General features: G+C 61.1%; 19 protein-coding genes. 7 read left to right on the top strand and 12 right to left on the bottom strand.

Annotation, left to right across the window (positions count from 1 at the left end):
* Nucleotides 1-615: 615 nt before the first annotated feature.
* Both MKS85_RS26170 and MKS85_RS26165 read right to left on the bottom strand, forming a co-directional pair.
* Nucleotides 616-2,592: a methyl-accepting chemotaxis protein gene (locus MKS85_RS26170; RefSeq protein ID WP_188251466.1), complete on the bottom strand. Its 1,977-nt coding sequence runs from the start codon at nt 2,590-2,592 to the stop codon at nt 616-618.
* A 188-nt stretch (nt 2,593-2,780) separates the two neighbouring features.
* The gene (locus MKS85_RS26165; RefSeq protein WP_047226144.1) at nt 2,781-3,701 is read right to left on the bottom strand and encodes a LysR substrate-binding domain-containing protein; all 921 of its coding nucleotides are present in this window, start codon (nt 3,699-3,701) and stop codon (nt 2,781-2,783) included.
* A gap of 159 nt (nt 3,702-3,860) precedes the next feature.
* On the opposite strand from MKS85_RS26165, the gene MKS85_RS26160 reads away from it, so the two are divergent.
* Nucleotides 3,861-5,258: a NorM family multidrug efflux MATE transporter gene (locus MKS85_RS26160; RefSeq protein ID WP_188251481.1), complete on the top strand. Its 1,398-nt coding sequence runs from the start codon at nt 3,861-3,863 to the stop codon at nt 5,256-5,258.
* Nucleotides 5,259-5,299: 41 nt separating this feature from the next.
* On the opposite strand, the gene MKS85_RS26155 is transcribed toward MKS85_RS26160, so the two are convergent.
* Nucleotides 5,300-6,970, bottom strand: coding sequence for a bifunctional diguanylate cyclase/phosphodiesterase (locus tag MKS85_RS26155; protein WP_047226145.1), 1,671 nt, complete (start codon nt 6,968-6,970; stop codon nt 5,300-5,302).
* A 276-nt stretch (nt 6,971-7,246) separates the two neighbouring features.
* On the opposite strand from MKS85_RS26155, the gene rep reads away from it, so the two are divergent.
* A complete protein-coding gene (gene rep, locus MKS85_RS26150) occupies nt 7,247-9,256 on the top strand; it encodes a DNA helicase Rep (protein ID WP_047226146.1) in 2,010 nt (669 codons plus the stop codon).
* Nucleotides 9,257-9,325: 69 nt separating this feature from the next.
* Nucleotides 9,326-9,898, top strand: coding sequence for a xanthine phosphoribosyltransferase (locus tag MKS85_RS26145; RefSeq protein ID WP_047226147.1), 573 nt, complete (start codon nt 9,326-9,328; stop codon nt 9,896-9,898).
* Between the two features lie 122 nt (nt 9,899-10,020).
* Here the strand turns inward: MKS85_RS26145 and MKS85_RS26140 are convergent, their stop codons facing one another.
* The 6 genes from MKS85_RS26140 to dadA all read right to left on the bottom strand — a co-directional run bounded on the left by MKS85_RS26140 (nt 10,021) and on the right by dadA (nt 16,148).
* Complete coding sequence (locus tag MKS85_RS26140; RefSeq protein WP_188251467.1) at nt 10,021-11,943, bottom strand: acetyl-CoA hydrolase/transferase family protein; 1,923 nt, start codon at nt 11,941-11,943, stop codon at nt 10,021-10,023.
* Between the two features lie 136 nt (nt 11,944-12,079).
* Nucleotides 12,080-12,490 carry a cytochrome c5 family protein gene (locus MKS85_RS26135; protein ID WP_047226149.1) on the bottom strand — a complete coding sequence of 137 codons (411 nt, stop codon included), beginning with the start codon at nt 12,488-12,490 and terminating at the stop codon, nt 12,080-12,082.
* A 183-nt stretch (nt 12,491-12,673) separates the two neighbouring features.
* Nucleotides 12,674-13,222: a cupin domain-containing protein gene (locus tag MKS85_RS26130; RefSeq protein ID WP_047226150.1), complete on the bottom strand. Its 549-nt coding sequence runs from the start codon at nt 13,220-13,222 to the stop codon at nt 12,674-12,676.
* Between the two features lie 128 nt (nt 13,223-13,350).
* Nucleotides 13,351-14,424, bottom strand: coding sequence for an alanine racemase (alr, locus tag MKS85_RS26125; RefSeq protein ID WP_188251468.1), 1,074 nt, complete (start codon nt 14,422-14,424; stop codon nt 13,351-13,353).
* 94 nt (nt 14,425-14,518) lie between these two features.
* Nucleotides 14,519-14,872 (bottom strand): RidA family protein, encoded by a 354-nt coding sequence (locus MKS85_RS26120; RefSeq protein ID WP_047226152.1) that lies wholly within the window; start codon nt 14,870-14,872, stop codon nt 14,519-14,521.
* Nucleotides 14,844-16,148 (bottom strand): D-amino acid dehydrogenase, encoded by a 1,305-nt coding sequence (gene dadA, locus MKS85_RS26115; protein WP_047226153.1) that lies wholly within the window; start codon nt 16,146-16,148, stop codon nt 14,844-14,846. Before dadA ends, MKS85_RS26120 begins: the two co-directional genes overlap by 29 nt.
* 155 nt (nt 16,149-16,303) lie before the next feature.
* Here dadA and MKS85_RS26110 point away from each other — a divergent pair, with 155 nt between their 5' ends.
* Nucleotides 16,304-16,792, top strand: a complete 489-nt coding sequence (locus MKS85_RS26110; protein ID WP_003206849.1) for an Lrp/AsnC ligand binding domain-containing protein — start codon at nt 16,304-16,306, stop codon at nt 16,790-16,792.
* 13 nt (nt 16,793-16,805) lie between these two features.
* Here MKS85_RS26110 and MKS85_RS26105 read toward each other — a convergent pair whose 3' ends face one another.
* Nucleotides 16,806-17,159, bottom strand: coding sequence for a YkgJ family cysteine cluster protein (locus MKS85_RS26105; RefSeq protein ID WP_003206850.1), 354 nt, complete (start codon nt 17,157-17,159; stop codon nt 16,806-16,808).
* Nucleotides 17,160-17,305: 146 nt separating this feature from the next.
* On the opposite strand from MKS85_RS26105, the gene MKS85_RS26100 reads away from it, so the two are divergent.
* A complete protein-coding gene (locus MKS85_RS26100; protein ID WP_188251469.1) occupies nt 17,306-18,619 on the top strand; it encodes an FAD-binding oxidoreductase in 1,314 nt (437 codons plus the stop codon).
* Nucleotides 18,620-18,732: 113 nt separating this feature from the next.
* Here MKS85_RS26100 and MKS85_RS26095 read toward each other — a convergent pair whose 3' ends face one another.
* Entirely contained in the window at nt 18,733-18,978 is a 246-nt protein-coding gene (locus tag MKS85_RS26095) for a DUF1127 domain-containing protein (RefSeq protein ID WP_047226155.1), read from the bottom strand.
* Between the two features lie 179 nt (nt 18,979-19,157).
* Here MKS85_RS26095 and MKS85_RS26090 point away from each other — a divergent pair, with 179 nt between their 5' ends.
* Complete coding sequence (locus tag MKS85_RS26090) at nt 19,158-20,591, top strand: PLP-dependent aminotransferase family protein (RefSeq protein WP_047226156.1); 1,434 nt, start codon at nt 19,158-19,160, stop codon at nt 20,589-20,591.
* A 61-nt stretch (nt 20,592-20,652) separates the two neighbouring features.
* Nucleotides 20,653-22,218 carry a phospholipase D family protein gene (locus tag MKS85_RS26085; RefSeq protein ID WP_188251470.1) on the top strand — a complete coding sequence of 522 codons (1,566 nt, stop codon included), beginning with the start codon at nt 20,653-20,655 and terminating at the stop codon, nt 22,216-22,218.
* A 40-nt stretch (nt 22,219-22,258) separates the two neighbouring features.
* Here MKS85_RS26085 and MKS85_RS26080 read toward each other — a convergent pair whose 3' ends face one another.
* Entirely contained in the window at nt 22,259-23,401 is a 1,143-nt protein-coding gene (locus MKS85_RS26080) for an MFS transporter (protein WP_047226158.1), read from the bottom strand.
* Nucleotides 23,402-23,481: the final 80 nt, after the last annotated feature.

Genomic DNA, 23,481 nt, shown 5'->3' with positions numbered 1-23,481 from the left:
GCTATGCCGACGCCTTCGCGAGCAAGCTCGCTCCCACACTGGTCAGGGATGGCCGCAAAATCTTCGTTCGCCGCCAAGCCCCTGTGGGAGCGAGCCTGCTCGCGATAGCGGTGGGTCAGTGGCGGGGATGTTGGCTATGCCGACGCCTTCGCGAGCAAGCTCGCTCCCACACTGATCGGGGGATGGCCGCAAAACCTTCGTTCGCCGCCAAGCCCCTGTGGGAGCGAGCCTGCTCGCGATAGCGGTGGGTGCGTGGCGGGGATGTCGGCTATGCCGCCGCCTTCGCGAGCACGCTCGCTCCCACACTGTTCGGGGGATGGCCGCTAAACCTTCGTGCGCCGCCAAGCCCCGGTGGGAGCGAGCCAGCACGCGATAGCGGAGGGTCCGTGGCGGGGATGTTGGCGATGCCGACGCCTTCGCGATCAGGCTCGCACCCCCACAGGTCGGGGATGGCCGCAAAATCTTCGTTCGCCGCCACGCCCCGGTGGGCGCGAGCCTGCTCGCGAGAGCGGAGGGTCAGTGGCGGGGATGTTGGCTATGCCACTGTTGTCGCGAGCAAGCCCGCTCCCAGAGGGATCTGGGGTGAACTTGCTCGCGATGAGTCTGCAGGACGCCTCAGCGGAACCGGTCAACCTCTTTGCGCAGGTCCTGCGCCAGTTTTTCCAGTTCCTTGGCGGTGATCGCCAGGTTCGAGACCACTTCGCGCTGTTCGCTGTTGGCCATGGCGATGCTTTGCAGGTTGCTGCTGAGCAGGGTCGCGGTGCTGCTTTGCTCCTGAGTGGCGGTGGTGATCGCCGCGAATTGCTGGCCTGCCGAACGGCTTTGCTCGTCGATGCGCGCCAGGGCCGAGGCCACATTGGCATTGCGCGACAAGCCTTCTTGCATCAACAAGTTGCCTTTCTCCATCGTACTGATGGCGTTACCGGTTTCCTGCTGGATGCTATTGATCATGCCGGAAATTTCGTCAGTGGCCTGACGGGTACGGGACGCCAGGCTACGAACTTCGTCAGCCACTACGGCAAAGCCCCGACCCTGCTCACCCGCACGGGCGGCTTCGATGGCCGCGTTGAGCGCCAGCAGGTTGGTCTGCTCGGCGATCGAGGTGATCACCCCGACGATGCCGCCGATTTCCTGGGAGCGCTGGCCCAAGGTGTTGATGACCGTGGCAGTGCTGTTCAGTGCGCCAGCAATTTGCTCCAGCGACGAGGATGCTTCATCCATCGACGTACGACCGATGCGGGTTTGCTGGGCGTTATCCTGGGCCAGGCGTTCGGTATTGCCCATGTTATCGGCGATGTTCAACGAGGTCGCGCTGAACTCTTCCACTGCGCCAGCCATGCTGGTGATTTCGCCGGACTGCTGCTCCATGCCCTCATAGGCCCCGCTGGACAACCCGGACAGGGCCTGGGCGCGGCTGTTGACCTCTTGCGAGGCCTTGCGGATATGTTCGACCATGGTCGACAGGGCCTGGCTCATCTGGTTGAAGGCACGGGCCAACTGACCGATTTCGTCGTGGCTCGACACATTCAGACGCACGCTCAGGTCGCCGGCGCCCAGCGCCTCGGCCTGGCGCACCAGATCGCCCAGCGGGGCCAGTTTGCTGCGCAGCAGCCACACCGCCGAGCCCACGGCCAGCAACATGGCCAGCAAGCTGCCGATAGCCAGTTGCGTACCGACACTCCAGGTCACGGCGCGAATCTCGGCTTTCGGCATGCTCGCCACCACCGCCCACGGACCGTCCTCGAACGGCACGGCAACGCTGTAGAAATCTTCAGCGGTATCGCTCCAGAACACACCTTTGCCCGGCTTCTTGACCAACTCCTTGATGGTTCCGGTCGCCTGCTCCAGCGCCTGCACACCCGCTGGCGGAACCAACCATTTGTTTTGCTCATCCAGTACCGCCAGCGAACCGGTCTGACCGATACGGAAGCGCTTGAGGTTCTCGAACTGGGCGTTCTGTGCGTCGGTGTAATCGAATCCCACATACAACACGGCAATGATCTTACCGCTGCTATCGCGTACGGGGGTGTACTGCGACATGTAGAAGCGCCCGAAAAGCAGGGCCCGCCCAATGTAGCTCTGCCCACTCATGACCGGGGCATAAGCCGGGCCGGCACGGTCGAGCAAGGTGCCGATGGCCCGCGTACCGTCCTGCTTGGTCAAGGAAGTGCTCACGCGGATGAAATCGTCGCCGCTGCGCACGAACACCGTCGCCACCCCGGCGGTCGTCTGCTTGAAGTCATCAACTTCCTTGAAGTTGTTGTTCAGCACTTCGCTACCCAGTCTCAGGGTTGGAGCCTGCACGCCTGCCACCGCGACCGGCTCATCCGGGTGCACGCTCAGGCCCACGCTGAAGCGTTTATCGAACAGCCCGCTCAGACGCTGCGTGCTTTCACGCAGGGTGCCATGAAACGTATTGAGCTGGTCGGCCATCAGGCGCGCTTCGCTGGCCAGGTGTTCTTCACGGGTCGCGAGGTTGGCGGAGTCCAGCGAGCGCAGGGCAAAGACGGTGCTGCCGGAGATCACGATCGCCAGTATCACGGCAAGGGCGAGGCCCAGCTGTGAGGCGATTCGGGCACGAGGTTGAGACATGACGGCTCCTGGCCAAGTGACCGGATCATCCTGATCACGTCGCACACTCGGCAATTTTATTCGGGTGATATGTAGGCAGTCCCTTTCTAATACGAAAGTACTACTTCCACACATTCGGCGGCGAAACCGAATACTTGAGCGCTTTGGAAGGAATAATGCCAAGTGGCTAGCACGGGAGCTTCAACGATTCAGCCCAGACGCTTTACGTCGGGTAATTGCATGGCCTTCACTTCGCCCTGGAGAAAATCGCTCAGACGGCGCAAACGTTCACCTCCTGGACGGGTTTTCGGCCAGACGAGGTAATAGTGCTCGCCGCTGGCGACGGCGGTAGGCCATGGCAGGCTCAAGCGCCCTTGGGCCACGTCCTCGGCCACCATCAACAGATCACCCATGGACACGCCGTAGCCGCGCGCCGCGGCGATCATGCCCAGTTCCAGCGTATCGAACACCTGCCCGCCCTTGAGCGAGACCTGATCGGACAGACCCATGCGCGAAAGCCAGTTGCGCCAATCACGACGGTCCGGCGTGGGATGCAGCAATTCTGCGCTGGCCAACCGCGCCACATCCCAGGGCTGGTCGTTCAACAGGTTCGGTGCGCCTACCGGAATCAGCTCCTCGGGAAACAGCAAGCTTGCCTCCCAGTCGCTAGGAAAATGCCCGTTGCCCAGTAATACCGCGCAATCGAAAGGCTCTGTGTTGAAGTCCACTGAATCGACGTCCATCCAGGCGCTGGTCAGTTGCACTTCATTGCCGGGCTGAAGATGCCGGAAGCGACTCAGGCGTGCCAACAGCCAACGCATGGTCAAAGTGGACGGCGCCTTCATGCGCAGGATGCCATCTTCGCCGTGCAAGGTATGACAGGCCCGTTCCAGCGCCATGAAACCTTCACGCACGCCCGGTAGCAGCAACCGCGCCGCTTCGGTCAACTGCAGGTTGCGGCCACTGCGCTGGAACAGCCGACAGGCAAAGTGCTCTTCGAGCGTACGAATATGCCGGCTGACGGCACTTTGAGTAATCGACAGTTCTTCGGCCGCCCGGGTGAACGAGCTGTATCGCGCCGCCGCTTCGAATGCCCGCAACGCATAAAGAGGAGGGAGACGACGAGACATCGGGAAAAGCTCCTATGGCGATATTTACGCACCCTATCAGAAAGCTCTCAGCATGAGTTTTAATCATGCCAGTGATCGCTTTTATCCTTTTGTGCAAACCGCTGAGAGCGCCGAGAATCGCCGTTTTACAGCCTTGTTTGAACATGGAGTGTGATGATCATGCGGCATCCGGTGCGAATCGAACTGTGGGCTATCCTGCGGCTGGCAGGGCCGTTGATTGCCTCGCAGTTGGCGCACATGCTGATGGTCCTGACCGACACCCTGATGATGGCGCGCCTGAGTCCCGAGGCCCTGGCAGGCGGCGGGCTCGGAGCGGCGACCTATTCATTCGTGTCGATTTTCTGCATCGGTGTGATCGCCGCAGTGGGCACATTGGTGGCGATTCGGCAGGGTGCCGGTGATGTCGAAGGCGCCACCCGACTGACTCAGGCCGGGTTGTGGCTGGCCTGGTTGATGGGGTTGGTGGCCGGGCTCCTGTTGTGGAACCTCAAGCCGGTACTGTTGCTGTTCGGCCAGACCGAAACCAACGTCCTGGCCGCCGGCCAGTTCCTGCTGGTGCTGCCATTCGCCCTGCCCGGCTATCTGAGTTTCATGGCCCTGCGCGGCTTTACCAGCGCCATTGGCCGGGCTACCCCAGTGATGGTGATCAGTCTCGGCGGCACGGTGGCCAACTTCCTGCTCAATTACGCACTGATCACCGGCATGTTCGGCCTGCCAAAACTGGGCCTGATGGGAATCGGCCTGGTCACGGCGATCGTCGCCAACTGCATGGCTCTGGCGCTCGCCTGGCATATTCACCGGCATCAAGCCTACCGTGCCTATCCGTTGCTCAATGGTCTGTCGCGGCCCAATCGTCAGTACCTCAAGGAACTGTGGCGCCTGGGTCTGCCCATTGGCGGCACTTACGCAGTGGAAGTCGGACTGTTCGCGTTCGCCGCGCTGTGTATCGGCACCATGGGCAGCACGCCATTGGCGGCGCACCAGATCGCTCTGCAGATTGTCTCGGTGGCATTCATGGTCCCGGCGGGGATGTCGTATGCGATCACCATGCGCATCGGCCAGCACTATGGCGCCGGGCAACTGCTGATGGCACGGCTGGCCGGTCGGGTCGGAATCGGCTTCGGCGCAGCGGTCATGCTGGCGTTCGCGATGGTGTTCTGGCTGCTGCCAAACCCATTGATCGGCTTGTTCCTGGACCACGAAGACCCGGCGTTTCGCGGAGTAATCGAGCTGGCGGTGAGCCTGTTGGCGGTAGCAGCGTGGTTCGAGCTGTTCGACGGCGCGCAAACCATTGCCATGGGCTGTATCCGTGGGCTCAAGGACGCCAAGACCACCTTCCTGGTGGGCCTGGGCTGTTATTGGCTGATTGGCGCACCGGCGGCATGGTGGATGGCCTTCCATCTGCACTGGGGCCCGACCGGCGTCTGGTGGGGCCTGGCCCTTGGCCTGGCCTGCGCGGCGGTGAGCCTGACCTTGGCATTTGAGTGGAAGATGAAGCGGATGATCCGCAGTGAGCCTCTGCGGCACCAGGGCTTTGAAACGGTCCAGGCCGACTGAAATCCCATGCGGGAGCAGGCTCGCTCCCACAAGGCTTGGCATCAGCCGATTTCCAGCACCGACTGCTGGCTGCCGTCAAACGTCAGGTATTCCACCAGCTCCGCCAGGGGCAACGGCTTGCTGATCAAAAAGCCCTGCACCTGGTCGCAGCCGTAACCGCGCAGCAAATCCAGTTGCTCCCGGGTTTCCACACCCTCGGCCACCACTTCCAGGTTGAGGTTGTGGGCCAGGTTGATCATCGCGTGGACCAATTTGCGATTTTCCTCGCGCTGCTCCATGCCACCCACGAAGCTCTTGTCGATCTTGAGCAAGGCGATGGGCAGGCTGTTGAGGTGCACGAACGAGGAGAAGCCGGTGCCGAAATCGTCCAGGGAAAAGCGCACCCCCAGGCGACCCAGGGCGTCCATGGTCTGCTTGACCAGTTCGCTGCGGCGCATGACGGCGGTTTCGGTGAGTTCGAATTCCAACCACTGCGCCTCGACACCGCGTTCGGCGATCAGGCGGCTCAGGGTCGGCAGCAACTGGCTGTCCTGGAACTGCCGGAACGACAGATTGACCGCCATGTGCAGGGGCGCCAATCCCCTTTCACGCAGCGCCTGCATGTCCCGCAATGCCCGGGAAATCACCCAGTAGCCCAGCGGTACGATCAGCCCGCTCTGTTCGGCCAGTGGCACGAACTCACTGGGTGGCAACAGCCCGCGTTCGTTATGACGCCAGCGCACCAGGGCTTCGAGGCCGACGATGGTGCCGCCATCGAGGCTCAGCCGGGGTTGGTAATGCAACTCCAGCTCGTCGCGCCGCAGCGCCCGACGCAACTCGCTCTCCAGGTCGGCGAGGCTGCGGGCGTTACGATTGATGCGTTCGTTGAAGATATGAAAGGTGCAGCCCTGGGTGCTCTTGGCCTGCTGCATGGCGATATGGGCGTGCCACATCAGCGGGTCCGCGCCGGCCTGGGCGCGAGCGTGGGCGATCCCCAGGCTGCAACCGATCAGCAGGCTTTCGCCATCGACCCAATAGGGTTCGGCCATGGCTTCGGTGATGCGCTCGGCCATCCACTCAGCCCGCTGAGGCGCCCTGCGGGTGTCGATCAGCAGCGCAAATTCGTCGCTGCCCAAGCGCGCCAGTTGATCGCCGGCTTCGAGCGAACCTTTGAGCCTCGACACTACTTGCAGGATCAAACGGTCACCGGCCTGGTGGCCGAGGGCATCGTTGGCATGACGGAAGTTATCCAGATCCAGATGCCCGAGCGCCAGGCCACGGCCTTCGTTCTCAGCCAGGCGCGCTGCCAGCAGGGTTTGGAAGCCCTGGCGATTGGCGATGCCGGTCAGCGGATCCTGTTCGGCAAGCCGCTGCAGCGTGTTTTCCAGCACTCCGCGCTCGCGCACATGGCGCAGGCAACGGCGCAGAGTGGCGCCATCGAGCACATCACGTACCAGCCAATCGCTGACACCATCAGGTGCAGTGGTGGGCTCGTGCTCGAGCAACAGGACCGTCGGCAAACGGCAACGACCGGGTGCCGGCTGCAACGCCGCGACGGTCAGCAGCACCGCGTTGTGGTTGTCTTCGAACAGGCTGCTGACCGACTCCCAGCTCGGGGCACTGATCAACACGACCGACGGCCCCATGGGGGCCAGGCACTCGCGCAAAATCGCTGACCATACCGGCTCTTCGGCCAATAGCAGCAAACGCAAGGGTTCGACAGACGTTGACAAGCTGACTCCCTAGACTCTGCAAGGTAATAGGCGCAGGGCATTATGACCTGCTGACCGCTAATGACCAATGCCAATGGTTCTCAAACACTTGCTTCAGACGGCTTTTCTTACCCTCGAAGCCGAACGCTGGACGCCCATTCGCCCCACATCCTGCGTGAAAGTAACAAAAGCGGCAAATGACAATGCAGTGTTGCGTCACAAGTCGGACAGAGCAGCACAATTCTGTGAGCCTGTTAAAATGCCGGCCCATTTCGCAAACGACTCCCTGACCCTGTCATGTCCCGACTCAATCCCCGGCAGCAAGAAGCCGTGAACTATGTCGGCGGCCCTCTTTTGGTGCTCGCCGGTGCAGGCTCCGGCAAGACCAGTGTGATCACCCGCAAGATCGCGCACCTGATCCAGAACTGCGGTATCCGCGCCCAGTACATCGTCGCCATGACCTTCACCAACAAAGCCGCCCGGGAAATGAAAGAGCGGGTCGGCGGCCTGCTGCGCGCCGGTGAGGGCCGTGGCCTGACGGTCTGCACTTTCCACAACCTGGGCCTGAACATCATCCGCAAGGAACATGCACGGCTGGGCTACAAGCCGGGTTTCTCGATTTTCGACGAGACCGATGTCAAGGCGCTGATGACCGACATCATGCAAAAGGAATATTCGGGCGACGACGGCGTGGACGAGATCAAGAACATGATCGGCGCCTGGAAAAACGACCTGATCCTGCCGCCCCAAGCCTTGGAAAACGCCCGCAATCCCAAGGAGCAGACCGCCGCCATCGTGTACGCCCATTACCAGCGCACGCTCAAGGCGTTCAACGCGGTGGACTTCGACGACCTGATCCTGCTGCCGGTCAAGCTGTTCCAGGACCACGCCGACATCCTCGAGAAATGGCAGAACAAGGTCCGCTACCTGCTGGTGGATGAATACCAGGACACCAATGCCAGCCAGTATCTGCTGGTGAAGCTGCTGATCGGCATCCGCAACCAGTTCACCGTGGTGGGCGACGACGACCAGTCGATCTACGCCTGGCGTGGTGCGCGGCCGGAAAACCTGATGTTGCTCAAGGAAGACTACCCGTCGCTCAAAGTGGTGATGCTGGAGCAGAACTACCGCTCCACCAGCCGCATCCTGCGTTGCGCCAACGTGCTGATCTCCAACAACCCCCACGAGTTCGAAAAGCAACTGTGGAGCGAGATGGGCCACGGCGACGAGATCCGCGTGATTCGCTGCCGCAACGAAGACGCCGAAGCCGAGCGCGTGGCCATGGAAATCCTCAGCCTGCACCTGCGCACCGACCGACCGTACAGCGACTTCGCCATCCTGTATCGCGGTAACTACCAGGCCAAGCTGATCGAGCTGAAATTGCAGCATCACCAGATCCCCTATCGCCTGTCGGGGGGCAACAGCTTCTTCGGCCGTCAGGAAGTAAAGGACCTGATGGCTTATTTCCGCCTGATCGTGAACCCGGACGACGACAACGCCTTCTTGCGAGTGATCAACGTCCCACGCCGGGAAATCGGCTCGACCACCCTGGAAAAACTCGGCAACTACGCCACCGAGCGCAAAATCTCGATGTACGCCGCCACCGACGAAATCGGCCTGGGCGAGCATCTGGACAGCCGCTTCACCGACCGTCTGGCGCGCTTCAAGCGCTTCATGGACAAGGTGCGCGAACAGTGCGCCGGCGAAGACCCGATCTCGGCGCTGCGCAGCATGGTCATGGACATCGACTACGAGAACTGGCTGCGTACCAACAGCTCCAGTGACAAGGCCGCGGACTACCGCATGGGCAACGTCTGGTTCTTGATCGAGGCGTTGAAAAACACTCTGGAAAAGGACGAAGACGGCGACATGACCGTCGAGGACGCCATCGGCAAACTCGTGCTGCGGGACATGCTCGAACGCCAGCAGGAAGAGGAAGACGGCGCCGAAGGCGTGCAGATGATGACCCTTCACGCCTCCAAGGGCCTGGAATTCCCCTACGTGTTCATCATGGGCATGGAAGAAGAAATCCTGCCCCACCGCTCCAGCATCGAAGCCGACACCATCGAAGAAGAACGGCGCCTGGCCTACGTCGGTATTACCCGCGCACGTCAGACGCTGGCCTTTACCTTCGCCGCCAAGCGCAAGCAATACGGCGAGGTGATCGACTGCGCCCCGAGCCGCTTCCTCGATGAGCTGCCGCCGGACGACTTGGCCTGGGAAGGCAATGACGACACACCGACCGAGGTCAAGGCCGTTCGCGGCAATAGCGCCCTGGCCGATATACGAGCGATGCTCAAGCGCTAGAATCGACTACTTTTTACCGAACTTTTTACCAAATCCAGGGGCGCCGAAGGCGTCATTAAAGGAGGCTTGATGGAAGCCCTGCACCAGAAAATTCGTGAACACGGCATCGTACTTTCCGATCAGGTTCTGAAAGTCGATGCTTTTCTGAACCACCAGATCGACCCGCAATTGATGAAGCTGATCGGCGACGAATTTGCCGCGCTGTTCAAGGACTCGGGCATCACTAAAATCGTTACCATCGAAGCCTCGGGAATTGCCCCGGCGATCATGACCGGCCTGAACCTGGGCGTTCCGGTGATTTTCGCCCGCAAGCAACACTCTCTGACCCTGACGGAGAACCTGTTGTCCGCGACCGTGTATTCGTTCACAAAAAAGACCGAAAGCACCGTGGCCATCAGCCCGCGCCACCTGACCAGCAGCGACCGGGTACTGATCATTGATGACTTCCTGGCCAACGGCAAAGCCTCCCAGGCGCTGATCTCCATCATCAAGCAGGCCGGCGCCACCGTGGCAGGCTTGGGGATCGTGATCGAGAAATCGTTCCAGGGTGGACGTGCGGAGCTGGATGCCCAAGGCTATCGCGTTGAATCGTTGGCCCGGGTGCAATCGCTGGCCGGTGGTGTCGTGACCTTTATCGAATAATCGCCCTGCATCCCTGTGGGAGCGAGCCTGCTCGCGATGAGGCCGGCACATCCAACACCAATGTTGACTGACAGTCCGCTATCGCGAGCAGGCTCGCTCCCACAGGGGCTTTGAAGTGGCCGTTAAGGCGCGGTGATCTTGAGACCGGCGAGCAACAAGCGCTGACCCAGCTCTTCTTTCAGCCCTTCGGCGCTCGCCAACTGCATCCGCTCCAAATGCTCGGGAAACTCCGACGGCGGCGGCGCATCCAGTGCAGCCTTGCCCAGCTCCAGCATTTCGGTGAGTTTGAACTTGCTCTTGAGCCAGTTCAGCGCCCGCAACAGGTCCCGCTCCACCCCGTCGAAATCGCTGCCCAGCGGATACTCCGGGAACAAATTAGGATGCCGTGCCTGGATGGCCTGCAAGCGTTCCGAGGTGTTCTCGGCGAAGCGCGGATCGAGGCGAAAATCCTTCGGCAACTTGCCGGCATTTTGCGCCTGCTCGATCAGCTCCGGCTGGAAGCGTGAGTCGCTGATGTTCAGCAGCGCCTCGATCACCGCGGCATCAGTCTTGCCCCGCAGGTCAGCGATACCGTATTCAGTCACCACGATGTCTCGCAAGTGTCGGGGAATGGTGCAATGGCCGTATTCCCAGACGATGTTCGAACTGATCTCGCCCCCCGCCTCGCGCCAACTGCGCAGAAGCAGAATGGAGCGCCCGCCCTCCAGCGCATGGCCCTGGGCAACGAAGTTGTACTGCCCGCCGACGCCGCTGAGTACGCGACCATCTTCCAGTTGGTCCGCCACCCCGGCGCCCAGCAAGGTCATGGTGAAAACCGTGTTGATAAAACGTGCATCGAGTCGCTGCAGGCGCTTGAGTCTTTCCTGGCCGTACAGCTCGTTGATGTAACTGATGCGGGTCATGTTGAATTCGAGGCGCCGATTCTGGGGCAACTCGCGCAAGCGTTCGTAAAAACTGCGAGGGCCGAGGAAGAATCCGCCATGGATGCAGATGCCATCGGGTTGCGCCGCCTCGTCGAGGGTACCGGCGTTGGCTCGTTCCTGGGTCGGCTCGTCGGGATAGACCCTGCGCCGGATAATTCCGGCCTCTGCCAGCACCAGCAAGCCGTTGACGAACATTTCGCTGCAACCGTACAACCCTTTGGCAAAGGGTTCGACCCCACCCTCACGCTCGATCAACTGCGCCCACTGGCTGAGATTCAGCTCCGCCAGCAACGCCTGGTAAGCGGCATTGTCGGCTTGACGCGCCAGCAGCGCCGCCGTCAACGCATCGCCCATGGAGCCGATGCCGATCTGCAACGTACCGCCGTCACGCACCAGGGCACTGGCGTGCAGGCCGATCATATGATCCTGAAACCCCACCGGCATGTTCGGCGTGGAAAACAGCGTGTGGCTGTCCTTTTCGTCGATCAACAGATCGAACGTGTCGATGCCGACTTCCGCATCACCGGGCATGTATGGCAGATCACTGTGAACCTGGCCCACCATGAGGATGGTCTCCCCCGCCGCACGCCGCTTGGCGACCATCGGCAGCAGGTCGAGGGTGATGTCCGGGTTGCAACTCAGGCTCAGGCGGTCAGGATGCTGCGCATCACTGGCCACCAGTTGCGCGATCAGGTTCAAGCCGGCGGCATTGATGTCCCGCGCGGCGTGGCTGTAGTTGCTGCTGACGTAATCCTGCTGGGCCGACGCGCTGTGCAACAGGCTGCCCGGTTGCAGGAAGAATTGCTGAACGTGGATGTTGGCCGGCAGGCTGTCACGGTGCAGATCGGCCAGGTAATCCAGTTCCGGATAATCGCCAAAGACCCGTTCGATAAAGGGCTCGAGAAAGCGCTTCTGCAAACCATCGCCCAGATTGGGTCGGCCCAGGCTCAGAGCGGTGTAGATGGTCAGTTGTCGCTCAGGCAGTTGCGCGATACGCCGGTACAGGGCGTTGGCGAACAGATTGGGTTTGCCCAACCCCAGGGGCATGCCCAGATGAATGTGCGCTGGCAGGCGCGCGAGTACGTCATCCACCGCCTGTTCGATTGAACACAACTGCACCATCCGACCCTCCGGGACATTCCATGAATGTGGGTTGGACCGAGCTTGCCGGGTCTTGGTTGCGATGAACAGCCTTTGTAAAACCACCGGGCACAAAAAAGCCGCTCGTAAGCGGCTTTCTTGCGGAAGATGCTGGCTATTACAGACCCGACATCTCTTTGATCGCGCCCATGAGCTCTTCATCCGAGCAATCGGCGCAGGTGCCTTTAGGCGGCATGGCGTTGATGCCAGTGATCGCCTTGGCCAGGATGCCGTCGAGGCCGCCCTGATGATCGGCGCGCTCTTTCCAGGCAGCCGTGTCGCCGATTTTCGGAGCGCCCAGCAGGCCGGTGCCGTGGCAAGCATTGCAGTGTTTTGCAATAACATCCTTCGGCGTCTTGGCTCCACCGCCGCCAGCCGAAGCCACGACCTCCATGCCCTTGCATTCCTGCCCCTGAACGCAGACCTGGCCGACCGGTTCAAGGCGCTTGGCGATTTCGTCGTTGGGCGCTGCTTGGACACTGGCTGCCCATAGGGCCAATACGGTTGCTGGTGCAGCCAGCATTTTCATAATTAGATTCACGCGTACACCCTCAATGGTGGCTAGTCACGCCTGCGGCCACGGTTTGCAGGCGGGCGCAAGTATAGCGGGAAGGCCGTCACACTGAAACAACCCCAAAGTCGCAAGGGTCTTGTTTGTCATGACAGCTCATCCTTCGGGCGCCTTTGCCGTCCGGGCACGGCGCCTCTTTTCCTAGAAATTGGCCGGTGTGGCTGCGCTGATCAGTCGCGCCGGCGCATCGAACGGATTACGGAAACGGTGTGGCTTGGTGCTCTCGAAATAGTAGCTATCGCCCGCTTCGAGTACGAAGGTTTCGGCGCCGACCACCAACTCCAGCCGCCCTTCCACCAGAATCCCGGTCTCTTCGCCCTCATGGGTAAGCATCTCGTCACCGGTATCGGCGCCAGGCGGGTAGATCTCGTTGAGAAAGGCAATCGCCCGGCTGGGGTGAGCCCGGCCCACCAGTTTCATGGTGACGGCACCGTCGGAAATGTCGATCAGTTCATTGGCTTTGTAGACGATCTGAGTCGGTTTCTCCTGCAGAATTTCTTCGGAGAAAAACTCGACCATGGACATGGGAATCCCGCCAAGGACCTTACGCAGCGAGCTGATCGAGGGGCTGACGCTGTTTTTCTCGATCATCGAAATGGTGCTGTTGGTGACGCCCGCGCGCTTGGCGAGTTCACGCTGGGAAAGGCCTTTGAGTTTACGAATGGATTGCAGTCGTTCACCGACGTCCAATGCTGGAGCCTCCAGGGAATCAGGTTGTGTGGAAAGTGAGCGTTATCATGGCGACAGCGTTCAGTATTTACAACACTTTGACCTCAATCCCGTGCGGTGAAGCGACTTTCGGTAGATTGCGCTTTGCGTCAGCCCCCGGAATAGAGCCGTGGAACCCGGCGCAGGTTGCAGAAAATCTGATAAGGAATCGTGCCGGCCGCCTTCGCGACATCACTGGCCAGGATAGTCTTGCCCCACAGCTCCACGGTCGAACCGAGCCCGGCGTTGGGGATATTCGTCAAGTCGACACACAGCATGTCCATGGAGACCCGACCGACCAGTTGACTAGGCTGCCCGTGCACCAGCACCGGCGTACCGTTCGGCGCCTGGCGCGGGTAACCGTCGGCGTATCCCATGGCAACCACGCCGACCCGCGTCGGTTGCGCGGTGACAAAACGGGCGCCATACCCCACCGGCTCGCCGGCGGGCAATTCACGCACGCTGATGATCTTGGACTCCAGAGTCATGACCGGCTGCAGCCGCGCAGCGACGGCGTTGGCTTCCTCGAAGGGGGTCGCACCGTACAGCATGATGCCTGGCCGCACCCAGTCGCTTGGTATCTGCGGCCAACCCAGCACTGCCGGGGAGTTGCGCAAACTGATCTGCGCCGCCAGCCCCTGGCGGGCCGCCTCGAACACGGCCAGTTGCTCGGTGCTGCTGGGATCGTGCAGTTCATCGGCGCGGGCGAAATGGCTCATCAACACGATCTTCGCCACCTTGCCGCTGGCCAGCAGTCGACGATAGGCCGCCTGATAATCCGCCGGATGCAGCCCCACCCGATGCATCCCCGAGTCGAGCTTGAGCCAGACCGTAATCGGCCTGCTCAGGGTCGCGTTTTCAATCGCTTCGAGCTGCCACAACGAATGCACCACACACCAGAAATCGTGCTCGACGATCAGCGACAGTTCATCGGCCTCGAAGAATCCTTCCAGCAGCAAGACCGGCCCACGAATCCCGCCGGCCCGCAGTTCCAGCGCTTCTTCGATGCAAGCCACGGCAAACCCATCGGCCGTGTCCTGCAAAGCCTCGGCGCAGCGCACTGCGCCGTGCCCATAGGCATCGGCCTTGATCACCGCAAGAGCTTTGGCCCCCGTCACTTCGCGGGCCAATTGGTAGTTGTGACGTAAGGCTTGAAGGTCGATCAGAGCACGGGCAGGACGCATGGCGGCAGGCTTCTAGGCGGACTAGGTAAAAAAAACGGCGCTGGCTGACGGCATGAACCACCAACAGCACCGCAAGAGGGATCGTTTTCCGGGTTTAGGGCAGCGCTGCCACGACGGACAGCTCCACCAGGATTTCCGGTTCGCACAGTTTGGCTTGCACAGTGGCCCGGGCCGGCGCGACGCCCTTGGGCAGCCATTTGTCCCAGATCGCGTTCATGCCTTCGAAATGGGCGTCGATGTCTTTCAGGTAAATCGTCACCGACAACAGATGATTTTTGTCGGTCCCGGCCAGGTCCAGCAAACGCTCGATATTGGCCAGGGTTTCACGGGTCTGCTGTTCGATACCGGCACTCATGTCGTCGCCAACCTGCCCGGCCAGGTAAACAGTGCCGTTGTGCAGGACGACCTGACTCATGCGGTCATTGGTGAGCTGGCGCTGGATTGACATGTTTTGCAGACTCCTGGTGTTTACTGCCATAACGGGAAATATCGAGGCCTTCGGCGCTGATCTGTGGTTTTTTCTTCGCCATCAGATCCGCCAGCAAGCGCCCGGAACCACAGGCCATGGTCCAACCGAGGGTGCCATGGCCGGTGTTCAGGAACAGGTTCTTGAACGGGGTGGCGCCCACGATCGGCGTGCCATCCGGGGTGGTCGGACGCAGGCCGGTCCAGAAACTGGCCTGGGCCAGATCGCCGCCCTGAGGATAAAGGTCGTTGACGATCATCTCCAGGGTTTCACGCCGACGCGGGTTGAGAGACAGGTCAAAACCGGCGATTTCCGCCATGCCGCCCACACGGATGCGGTTATCGAACCGGGTAATCGCGACCTTGTAGGTTTCGTCGAGAATGGTCGAGGTCGGAGCCATCGCCGGATTGGTGATCGGCACCGTCAGGGAATAACCCTTGAGCGGATACACCGGCGCACGAATGCCCAGCGGTTTGAGCAATTGCGGTGAATAACTGCCCAGGGCCAGGACGTAGCGGTCAGCGGTTTCCAGCTTGCCGTCGATCCAGACGCCGTTGATGCGATCACCGGCGTAGTCCAGGCGCTGGATATCCTGGCCAAAGCGGAATTCCACACCGAGTTTCACGGCCATTTGCGCCAGGCGCGTGGTAAACATCTGACAGTCGCCAGTCTGGTCATTGGGCAGACGCAAGGCACCCGCCAGGATGTCGGTGACATTGGCCAACGCCGGCTCGACGCGGGCAATGCCTTCACGGTCCAGCACTTCGAAGGGCACACCGGACTCTTTCAGCACGGCGATGTCTTTGGCCGCACCATCAACCTGAGCCTGGGTACGGAACAATTGAGTGGTCCCCAGACTGCGGCCTTCGTAGGCAATCCCGGTTTCGGCGCGCAGTTCGTCGAGGCAGTCGCGGCTGTACTCGGACAGGCGCACCATGCGCTCCTTGTTCACGGCATAACGATTGGCGGTGCAGTTGCGCAGCATCTGCGCCATCCACAGGTACTGGTCGATGTCAGCGGTGGCTTTGATCGCCAGCGGTGCGTGGCGCTGCAACAGCCACTTGATGGCCTTGAGTGGCACACCTGGTGCGGCCCACGGCGAGGCATAACCCGGCGACACCTGGCCGGCATTGGCAAAACTGGTTTCCATGGCTGGCGCCGGCTGACGATCAACCACCACGACTTCAAACCCGGCACGGGCCAGGTAGTAAGCACTGACGGTACCGATGACGCCGCTACCTAAAACCAGAACGCGCATGTTGAAGCCCTCATCGCGGATAACCGCTGACGTTTTGTTGTACAGACCGTAATGTGCGCAGTTTAGAAAAGATCAGGCAGTGCTTTTCACTATATAAATGCCTATATTTGGCGAGAATTCTCGGCAAAAACCCTTTTCATGGAGGAGCATCACCTGTGCGGACCAACACTCAGACCAAACGTGAGCTGGACAAGATCGACCGCAACATCCTGCGCATCCTCCAGGCGGATGGACGGATTTCCTTTACGGAGCTTGGGGAAAAGGTCGGCCTCTCCACCACCCCCTGCACCGAGCGGGTTCGTCGCCTGGAGCGCGAGGGAATCATCATGGGCTACAACGCCCGGCTCAATCCGCAGCATCTGAAGGGAAGTCTGCTGGTGTTCGTCGAAATCAGCCTCGACTACAAATCCGGCGACACCTTTGAAGAATTCCGGCGCGCGGTGCTGAAATTGCCTCACGTGCTCGAATGCCATCTGGTGTCAGGCGACTTTGACTATCTGGTGAAAGCGCGGATTTCCGAGATGGCTTCGTACCGCAAGCTGCTGGGCGACATCCTGCTCAAGCTGCCCCACGTGCGCGAATCCAAGAGCTACATCGTGATGGAAGAAGTGAAGGAGAGCTTGAACCTGCCGATTCCGGATTGAGGGGCGTTCTTGGCTACACCAATACCTGCCGGGTGCTGGCCATATATTCGTGAATCTGCTTCTCGACCCGCGGATGAATCAGTTCCACCGGCCGCCGGCCATTGGGACACGGCAAGGTCGCCGTGGTGCCGAACAACCGGCAGATCAGCGGCCGCTCGTCATAGACCGTGCAGCCATTGGGTCCCAAGTGCACGCAGTCGAGCGCTTCCATGGCCGCGTCCTGTTCGGCGCGAGTCTTGCGTGGCAAGCGGGCCATTTCCTCGGGCGAGGTGGTCACTGGCCCGCAGCAGTCATGGCAGCCCGGTACGCACTCGAACGAGGGAATCTGTTGGCGCAGCGTGCGGATTTTTTGACTGTTGCAGCTCATCGAAGCGGCTACCGAGACGGGACAAGGCAGGATTTTGCACGAAAAGCCCTGTCCCAGACAGCGCCAACCGACCGGTGTTGCCCATGGACGAATCCCCGGCTTATGCTCCGTAAAATTTCTCAAACACAATAATCAGGATTACGCACATGAACGCCCGTGTTCAGCAACCTGTCCCGAGCCATTCGCACGCCGCCTCTTACTACGCCGCCAGCAGCTTGCCGCAACCGGATCATCCGCTGCTGCAGGGCGAGCTGGTGGCGGATGTCTGCGTGGTAGGCGGTGGGTTCTCGGGGTTGAACACAGCGATCGAACTGGCCGAGCGCGGCATGAGCGTAGTGCTGCTGGAAGCGCACAAGATCGGCTGGGGGGCCAGCGGGCGCAACGGCGGTCAACTGATTCGCGGCGTCGGTCATGGCCTCGATCAGTTCGCCCCGGTCATCGGTGCCGACGGCGTACGCCAGATGAAGCTCATGGGCCTTGAGGCGGTGGAAATCGTCCGTCAACGGGTCGAGCGCTTTCAGATCCACTGCGACCTCACCTGGGGTTATTGCGACCTCGCCAACAAGCCAGGCGACCTGGAAGGTTTCGCTGAGGACGCCGAAGAGCTGCGCAGCCTGGGGTATCGCCATCAGACCCGGCTGCTGCAAGCCCACGAAATGCACAGTGTGGTGGGTTCGGATCGCTACGTCGGCGGCCTGATCGACATGGGCTCGGGCCATTTGCATCCGCTGAACCTGGCCTTGGGCGAAGCCTGCGCCGCGCAGCAACTGGGGGTCCGGCTGTTCGAACAATCGGCGGTCACGCGCATTGATTACGGCCCTGAAGTGAAGGTGCACACCCAACAGGGCGCGGTCCGGGCCGAGACCCTGGTGCTGGGCTGCAACGCCTACCTCAATGGGCTCAACCCGGAACTCAGCGGCAAAGTGCTGCCCGCCGGCAGCTACATCATCGCCACCGAGCCCTTGAGCCAGGCTCAGGCCCAGGCATTGTTGCCGCAGAACATGGCGGTCTGTGATCAACGGGTGGCGCTGGATTACTACCGGCTTTCCGCGGATCGACGCTTACTGTTCGGCGGAGCCTGCCATTACTCGGGTCGTGACCCGCAAGACATTGGCGCGTACATGCGTCCGAAAATGCTCAAGGTGTTCCCGCAACTGGCGCAGGTGAAAATCGACTTTCAATGGGGCGGGATGATCGGCATCGGCGCCAACCGCTTGCCGCAGATCGGTCGACTCAAGGATCAGCCCAACGTGTACTACGCCCAGGCCTACTCTGGTCACGGAGTGAATGCCACGCACCTGGCCGGCAAGCTGTTGGCCGAAGCCATCAGTGGCCAACAGAGTGGTGGTTTCGATCTGTTCGCCCAGGTGCCGCACATGACCTTCCCGGGCGGGAAGCATCTGCGCTCGCCACTGTTGGCGCTGGGGATGCTGTGGCATCGGTTGAAAGAGTTGGTTTAAAGCGCCCAGCGCTACTGGTGACGCTATCGCGGGCACGCCTTGCTCGCACAGATTGAAAGAGGGCTGTAAGAGCAAGGCGTGCCCGCGATAGCAGTTTCAGGCCCGGTACCGCTTCAAAGCCGCCAGAACGGCTTCAAGCCCTCCTCCCGCGCCTGCTCTCGGCTCAGCCCGATATCACGCAACTGTTCCGGTGTGAGCTCCAACAAGGCCTTGCGTGTATGCAGACGACGCCAGAACAGGGCCCAGCGGCTCAGGCTGGACGGGGCACTGTGCAACATCGCATTGCGTAGCTCCTTTTCCTGCCCCGCCGCCAGTTCCTGGCTGTGTAACGTCAGCCGCACATCGCTCAAGCCGTTCATTTTGATCGCTCCTGTTTACTTGGGTAGCCAGAGCTTTCATGATGCGCGGACGGCCATAATCAATACAGATTCAAACAATGTGTTTTCCATGCATACAGATTGCGGCTTTTCGACACTGAATTGTCTTTTTCCGCCGCAACTGTATTGGTTACCGTTGTCCACTTCATCGAGAGCGCGCCATGACCCTTTATGTGAACCTCGCCGAATTGCTCGGCACCCGCATCGAACAGGGCTTCTACCGTCCCGGCGACCGGCTGCCGTCAGTGCGCGCGCTGAGCATGGAGCACGGTGTCAGCCTGAGTACGGTGCAGCAGGCCTATCGCGTGCTGGAGGACAGCGGGCTGGCGATGCCAAAACCCAAATCAGGGTATTTCGTACCGGCCAGCCGTGAACTGCCGGACCTGCCGGTAGTGGGTCGCCCAGCCCAACGACCGGTGGACATCTCCCAATGGGACCAGGTGCTGGAGCTGATACGCTCGGTACCACGCAAAGACGTGGTGCAACTGGGCCGAGGCATGCCGGATATCAACTCGCCGACCATGAAACCGCTGTTGCGCAGCCTCGCGCAGATCAGCCGCCGGCAAGACATGCCGGGCCTGTATTACGACAACATCTACGGCAACCTCGCGCTGCGCGAACAGATCGCTCGCCTGTCGCTGGACTCGGGTTGCAAACTGGGAGCCGGCGACCTGATCGTCACCACGGGCTGTCACGAAGCGCTGTCGGTCAGCATCCGCGCCACCTGTGAACAAGGCGATATCGTCGCGGTGGACTCCCCCAGCTTTCACGGCGCCATGCAAACCCTCAAGGGCCTGGGCATGAAGGCCCTGGAAATCCCCACCGATCCGCTGACCGGCATCAGCCTGGAGGCCCTGGAGCTGGCGCTGGAACAGTGGCCCATCAAGGCCATACAGTTGACGCCCAGTTGTAACAACCCGCTGGGCTACATCATGCCCGAGGCCAACAAACGCGCGTTGCTGACCTTGGCGCAGCGCTTCGACGTGGCGATTATCGAGGACGATGTGTATGGAGAACTGGCCTACACCTACCCGCGGCCCCGCACGATCAAATCCTTCGACGACGATGGCCGCGTCCTGCTCTGCAGTTCTTTTTCCAAGACACTGGCACCGGGTTTGCGAGTGGGCTGGGTCGCACCCGGCCGCTATCTGGAACGGGTGCTGCACATGAAATACATCAGCACCGGCTCCACCGCACCGCAACCGCAGATAGCCATTGCGGAGTTTCTCAAGGGCGGGCACTTCGAACCGCATTTGCGTCGGATGCGCAGCCAATACCAACGCAATCGCGACGTCATGATCGACTGGGTCAGCCGCTATTTTCCAGCGGGTACTCGCGCCAGCCGCCCGCGCGGCAGCTTTATGCTCTGGGTCGAACTCCCCGAAGGCTTCGATACACTCAAGCTTAATCGGGTCCTGCATGACCAGGGCGTGCAGGTGGCGGTCGGCAGCATATTTTCCGCCTCGGGCAAGTACCGCAATTGCCTGCGCATGAACTACGCTGCCAAACCAACGGCACAGATCGAGGACGCCGTCCGCAAGGTCGGCGCTGCGGCCATTGCGTTGTTGAACGAAACCCGACTCGACGCCGTCTGAGCTTTACTCAGGGAAGCAGCACCCACAAGCCGATCAACGCAAACAAGCGGAACGAGCCTACGTGAGACCCAGACCCATCCTGCCTGTGCTCCTGCTAGTCGCCTCGCTGCTGGGCGGCTGTGCCAGTTTTGACATCACCCGCGAACCTTCCCAGGCGCTCCCGGCAACCGAATCTTCGTTCGGACGCTCGGTACAGACCCAGGCCGCTCCACACGAGGGACGCTCGGGTTTCCGCCTGCTATCTGACAGTACCGACGCCTTCTCCGCCCGGGCCGAGTTGATCCGCAACGCCCAAAGCAGCCTGGATTTGCAGTACTACATCGTTCATGACGGCATCAGCACGCGAATGCTGGTGGATGAATTGCTCAAAGCCGCCGACCGCGGCGTACGCGTGCGCATCCTGCTGGATGACACCACCAGCGATGGCCAGGATCAGATCATCGCGACCCTGGCCGCTCATCCGCGGATCCAGATACGCCTGTTCAACCCACTTCATCTGGGGCGCGCCACCGGGGTAACCCGCAGCCTCGGGCGGCTGCTCAACCTCTCATTGCAACACCGGCGCATGCACAACAAGCTCTGGCTGGCGGACAACAGCATGGCCATCGTCGGCGGTCGCAATCTGGGGGATGAATATTTCGACGCAGAACCCAACCTGAACTTCACCGACATCGACCTGCTTGGCGTTGGGCCGGTGGCCGAACAATTGGGGCACAGCTTCGACCAATACTGGAACAGCGCCCTGAGCAAACCCATCGAACAATTCCTGTCCCGTCGGCCAACCCCCAAGGATCTGGCCAACAGCCGCCTACGCCTGCAAGAGTCACTGGAGCAGACGCACAAGGAAAATCACGCGCTTTACCAGCAGTTGACCTCCTACCGGACCCAACCGCGCCTGGACATCTGGCGCAGGCAATTGATCTGGGCCTGGAACCAGGCGCTGTGGGATGCACCCAGCAAAGTACTGGCCAGGGATGAGCCTGACCCGCAGTTGTTGCTGACCACGCAATTGGGCCCGGAGCTGACGGGGGTCAGTGAAGAACTGATCATGATTTCGGCCTACTTTGTACCCGGCCAGCCAGGGTTGGTCTACCTGACCAGCCGCGCCGATGCCGGAGTGGCGGTGAGTCTTTTGACCAACTCCCTGGAGGCCACCGACGTACCGGCGGTGCACGGCGGTTACGCGCCGTATCGCAGGGCTTTGCTGCAACATGGGGTGCGGCTGTACGAATTGCGTCGCCAGCCCGGGGACACGGGTGGCAGCCCCCATTTGTTCTACAGCAAGTCCTACGGCGAATCGGACTCCAGCCTGCATAGCAAGGCGATCATCTTCGACCGGAAGAAATCCTTCATCGGCTCGTTCAATTTCGATCCGCGTTCAGTGCTGTGGAACACCGAAGTGGGGGTCTTGGTCGACAGTCCCGAACTCGCCGGCCAAGTGCGCGAACTGGCCTTGCAGGGCATGGCACCGGCCCTGAGTTACCAGGCCCGCCTGAAGGACGGGAAGCTGATATGGACCACCGAAGACAACGGCCAACTGCATGACCTGGACCGCGAACCCGGCAGTTGGTGGCGCCGCTTCAACGCCTGGTTCGCCACCACCGTTGGGCTGGAGCGAATGCTGTAGAAGCCCCGGGTTCAGCACGTTTCCCAAGGCTTCACTTTGTTCAGGCAGGTTGCGTGGCGCCAAACGCCCCTTGGCGCAACAACAGAACCACCAAGCCGAACGCTCCCGCGGCCATGAACAAGGGCAGCGCATGCCCACTGATCCATTGACTGCCCGCCCCCGCCGCCAGTGGGCCAATCAGGCAACCGATCCCCCACAACTGGGCAATATGGGCGTTGGCCCGCACCAGTGCATCGTCGCGATAACGCTCGCCGATCAGGATCAGTGACAAGGTGAACAACCCGCCTGCGCTGGCGCCAAACAGCACCCACAGTGGCCAGATCAGCAAGGTATCGATCAGCAGTGGAACCGCCAGGCTCGACAGCATCAGCGCCACCGCACAGCCAGTGAACAACGACCGGCGCGACAGGCGGTCCGCAAGAGCGCCAATGGGCAGCTGCAGCAAGGCATCACCGACCACTACCGTGCTGACCATCGCCAGCGCAATGTCGGCGCTGAAGCCCTGACGCAAACAGTAAACCGGCAGCAGAGTCAGGATCATTGCCTCGAACGCCGCGAACAACGACACCGCCCAGGCGATTGCCGGCAACCCACGACAAAACGCCCATAGATCCTTGAAAGTGACGCTGCAGGCTTCACTGCTGGGCGCACCGCTGCGTCCCAGCAACAGCAACGGCGAAACCAGCAAAAGACCGACACCCACCCAAAAGCCATAGTCGTGATCAGTCCCCAGCGCACCCAGCAGCAACGGACCAGACAACTGACTCAGGGCGTAACTGCTGCCGTACAACGCCACCAACCGTCCGCGCCATTGTTCGATCACCAGTTGGTTGATCCAGCTTTCACCCAGAATGAACACCAGGGTCAGAACGACGCCGATCATCAGTCGCAGCACCAACCAGACCGGGTAGCTGGGCAACAGCGCCAGCAACCCGATGGACACCGCCCCACCCCACAGGCACAAGCGCATCAACGCCGCCGTGCCGAACCGCGCCGCAAGCCGACTCGACACCTTGGCCCCGACCAGCACCCCAACGGCCGGCATGGCGGCCATCACTCCGATGGCAAACGAACCATAACCCCAGCCTTCCAGACGCAGCGACACCAGCGGCATGCTCACGCCCAGCGCCAAGCCGACACTCAGGACAGATGCCAACACGGCGAAATAGGTCGCCCAACGCATTTCCACGCTCCTGTGGATGGTTATCGATTTTCAGGCCCCACAAAACACTGTGGGAGCGAGCCTGCTCGCGATAGGCGCAA

The sequence above is a fragment of the Pseudomonas sp. JL2 genome, assembly GCF_031570495.1.
In the GTDB taxonomy this organism is placed as follows: Bacteria; Pseudomonadota; Gammaproteobacteria; order Pseudomonadales; family Pseudomonadaceae; genus Aquipseudomonas; species Aquipseudomonas rhizophila.
The sequence above is the reverse complement of the archived record's forward strand: the minus strand, read 5'-3'. Positions and strand labels throughout refer to the sequence as shown.

Bases quoted from the DNA above. Each gene is read 5' to 3' on its own strand.
- MKS85_RS26090 (WP_047226156.1), top strand. From the start codon at position 19,158: ATGACCCTTTATGTGAACCTCGCCGAATTGCTCGGCACCCGCATCGAA.
- MKS85_RS26105 (WP_003206850.1), bottom strand. From the start codon at position 17,159: ATGAGCTGCAACAGTCAAAAAATCCGCACGCTGCGCCAACAGATTCCC.
- MKS85_RS26095 (WP_047226155.1), bottom strand. From the start codon at position 18,978: ATGAACGGCTTGAGCGATGTGCGGCTGACGTTACACAGCCAGGAACTG.
- MKS85_RS26170 (WP_188251466.1), bottom strand. From the start codon at position 2,592: ATGTCTCAACCTCGTGCCCGAATCGCCTCACAGCTGGGCCTCGCCCTT.
- MKS85_RS26080 (WP_047226158.1), bottom strand. From the start codon at position 23,401: ATGCGTTGGGCGACCTATTTCGCCGTGTTGGCATCTGTCCTGAGTGTC.
- MKS85_RS26160 (WP_188251481.1), top strand. From the start codon at position 3,861: ATGCGGCATCCGGTGCGAATCGAACTGTGGGCTATCCTGCGGCTGGCA.
- MKS85_RS26140 (WP_188251467.1), bottom strand. From the start codon at position 11,943: ATGGTGCAGTTGTGTTCAATCGAACAGGCGGTGGATGACGTACTCGCG.
- MKS85_RS26100 (WP_188251469.1), top strand. From the start codon at position 17,306: ATGAACGCCCGTGTTCAGCAACCTGTCCCGAGCCATTCGCACGCCGCC.
- MKS85_RS26145 (WP_047226147.1), top strand. From the start codon at position 9,326: ATGGAAGCCCTGCACCAGAAAATTCGTGAACACGGCATCGTACTTTCC.
- MKS85_RS26120 (WP_047226152.1), bottom strand. From the start codon at position 14,872: ATGTCAATCCAGCGCCAGCTCACCAATGACCGCATGAGTCAGGTCGTC.
- dadA (WP_047226153.1), bottom strand. From the start codon at position 16,148: ATGCGCGTTCTGGTTTTAGGTAGCGGCGTCATCGGTACCGTCAGTGCT.
- alr (WP_188251468.1), bottom strand. From the start codon at position 14,424: ATGCGTCCTGCCCGTGCTCTGATCGACCTTCAAGCCTTACGTCACAAC.
- MKS85_RS26165 (WP_047226144.1), bottom strand. From the start codon at position 3,701: ATGTCTCGTCGTCTCCCTCCTCTTTATGCGTTGCGGGCATTCGAAGCG.
- MKS85_RS26135 (WP_047226149.1), bottom strand. From the start codon at position 12,490: ATGAAAATGCTGGCTGCACCAGCAACCGTATTGGCCCTATGGGCAGCC.
- rep (WP_047226146.1), top strand. From the start codon at position 7,247: ATGTCCCGACTCAATCCCCGGCAGCAAGAAGCCGTGAACTATGTCGGC.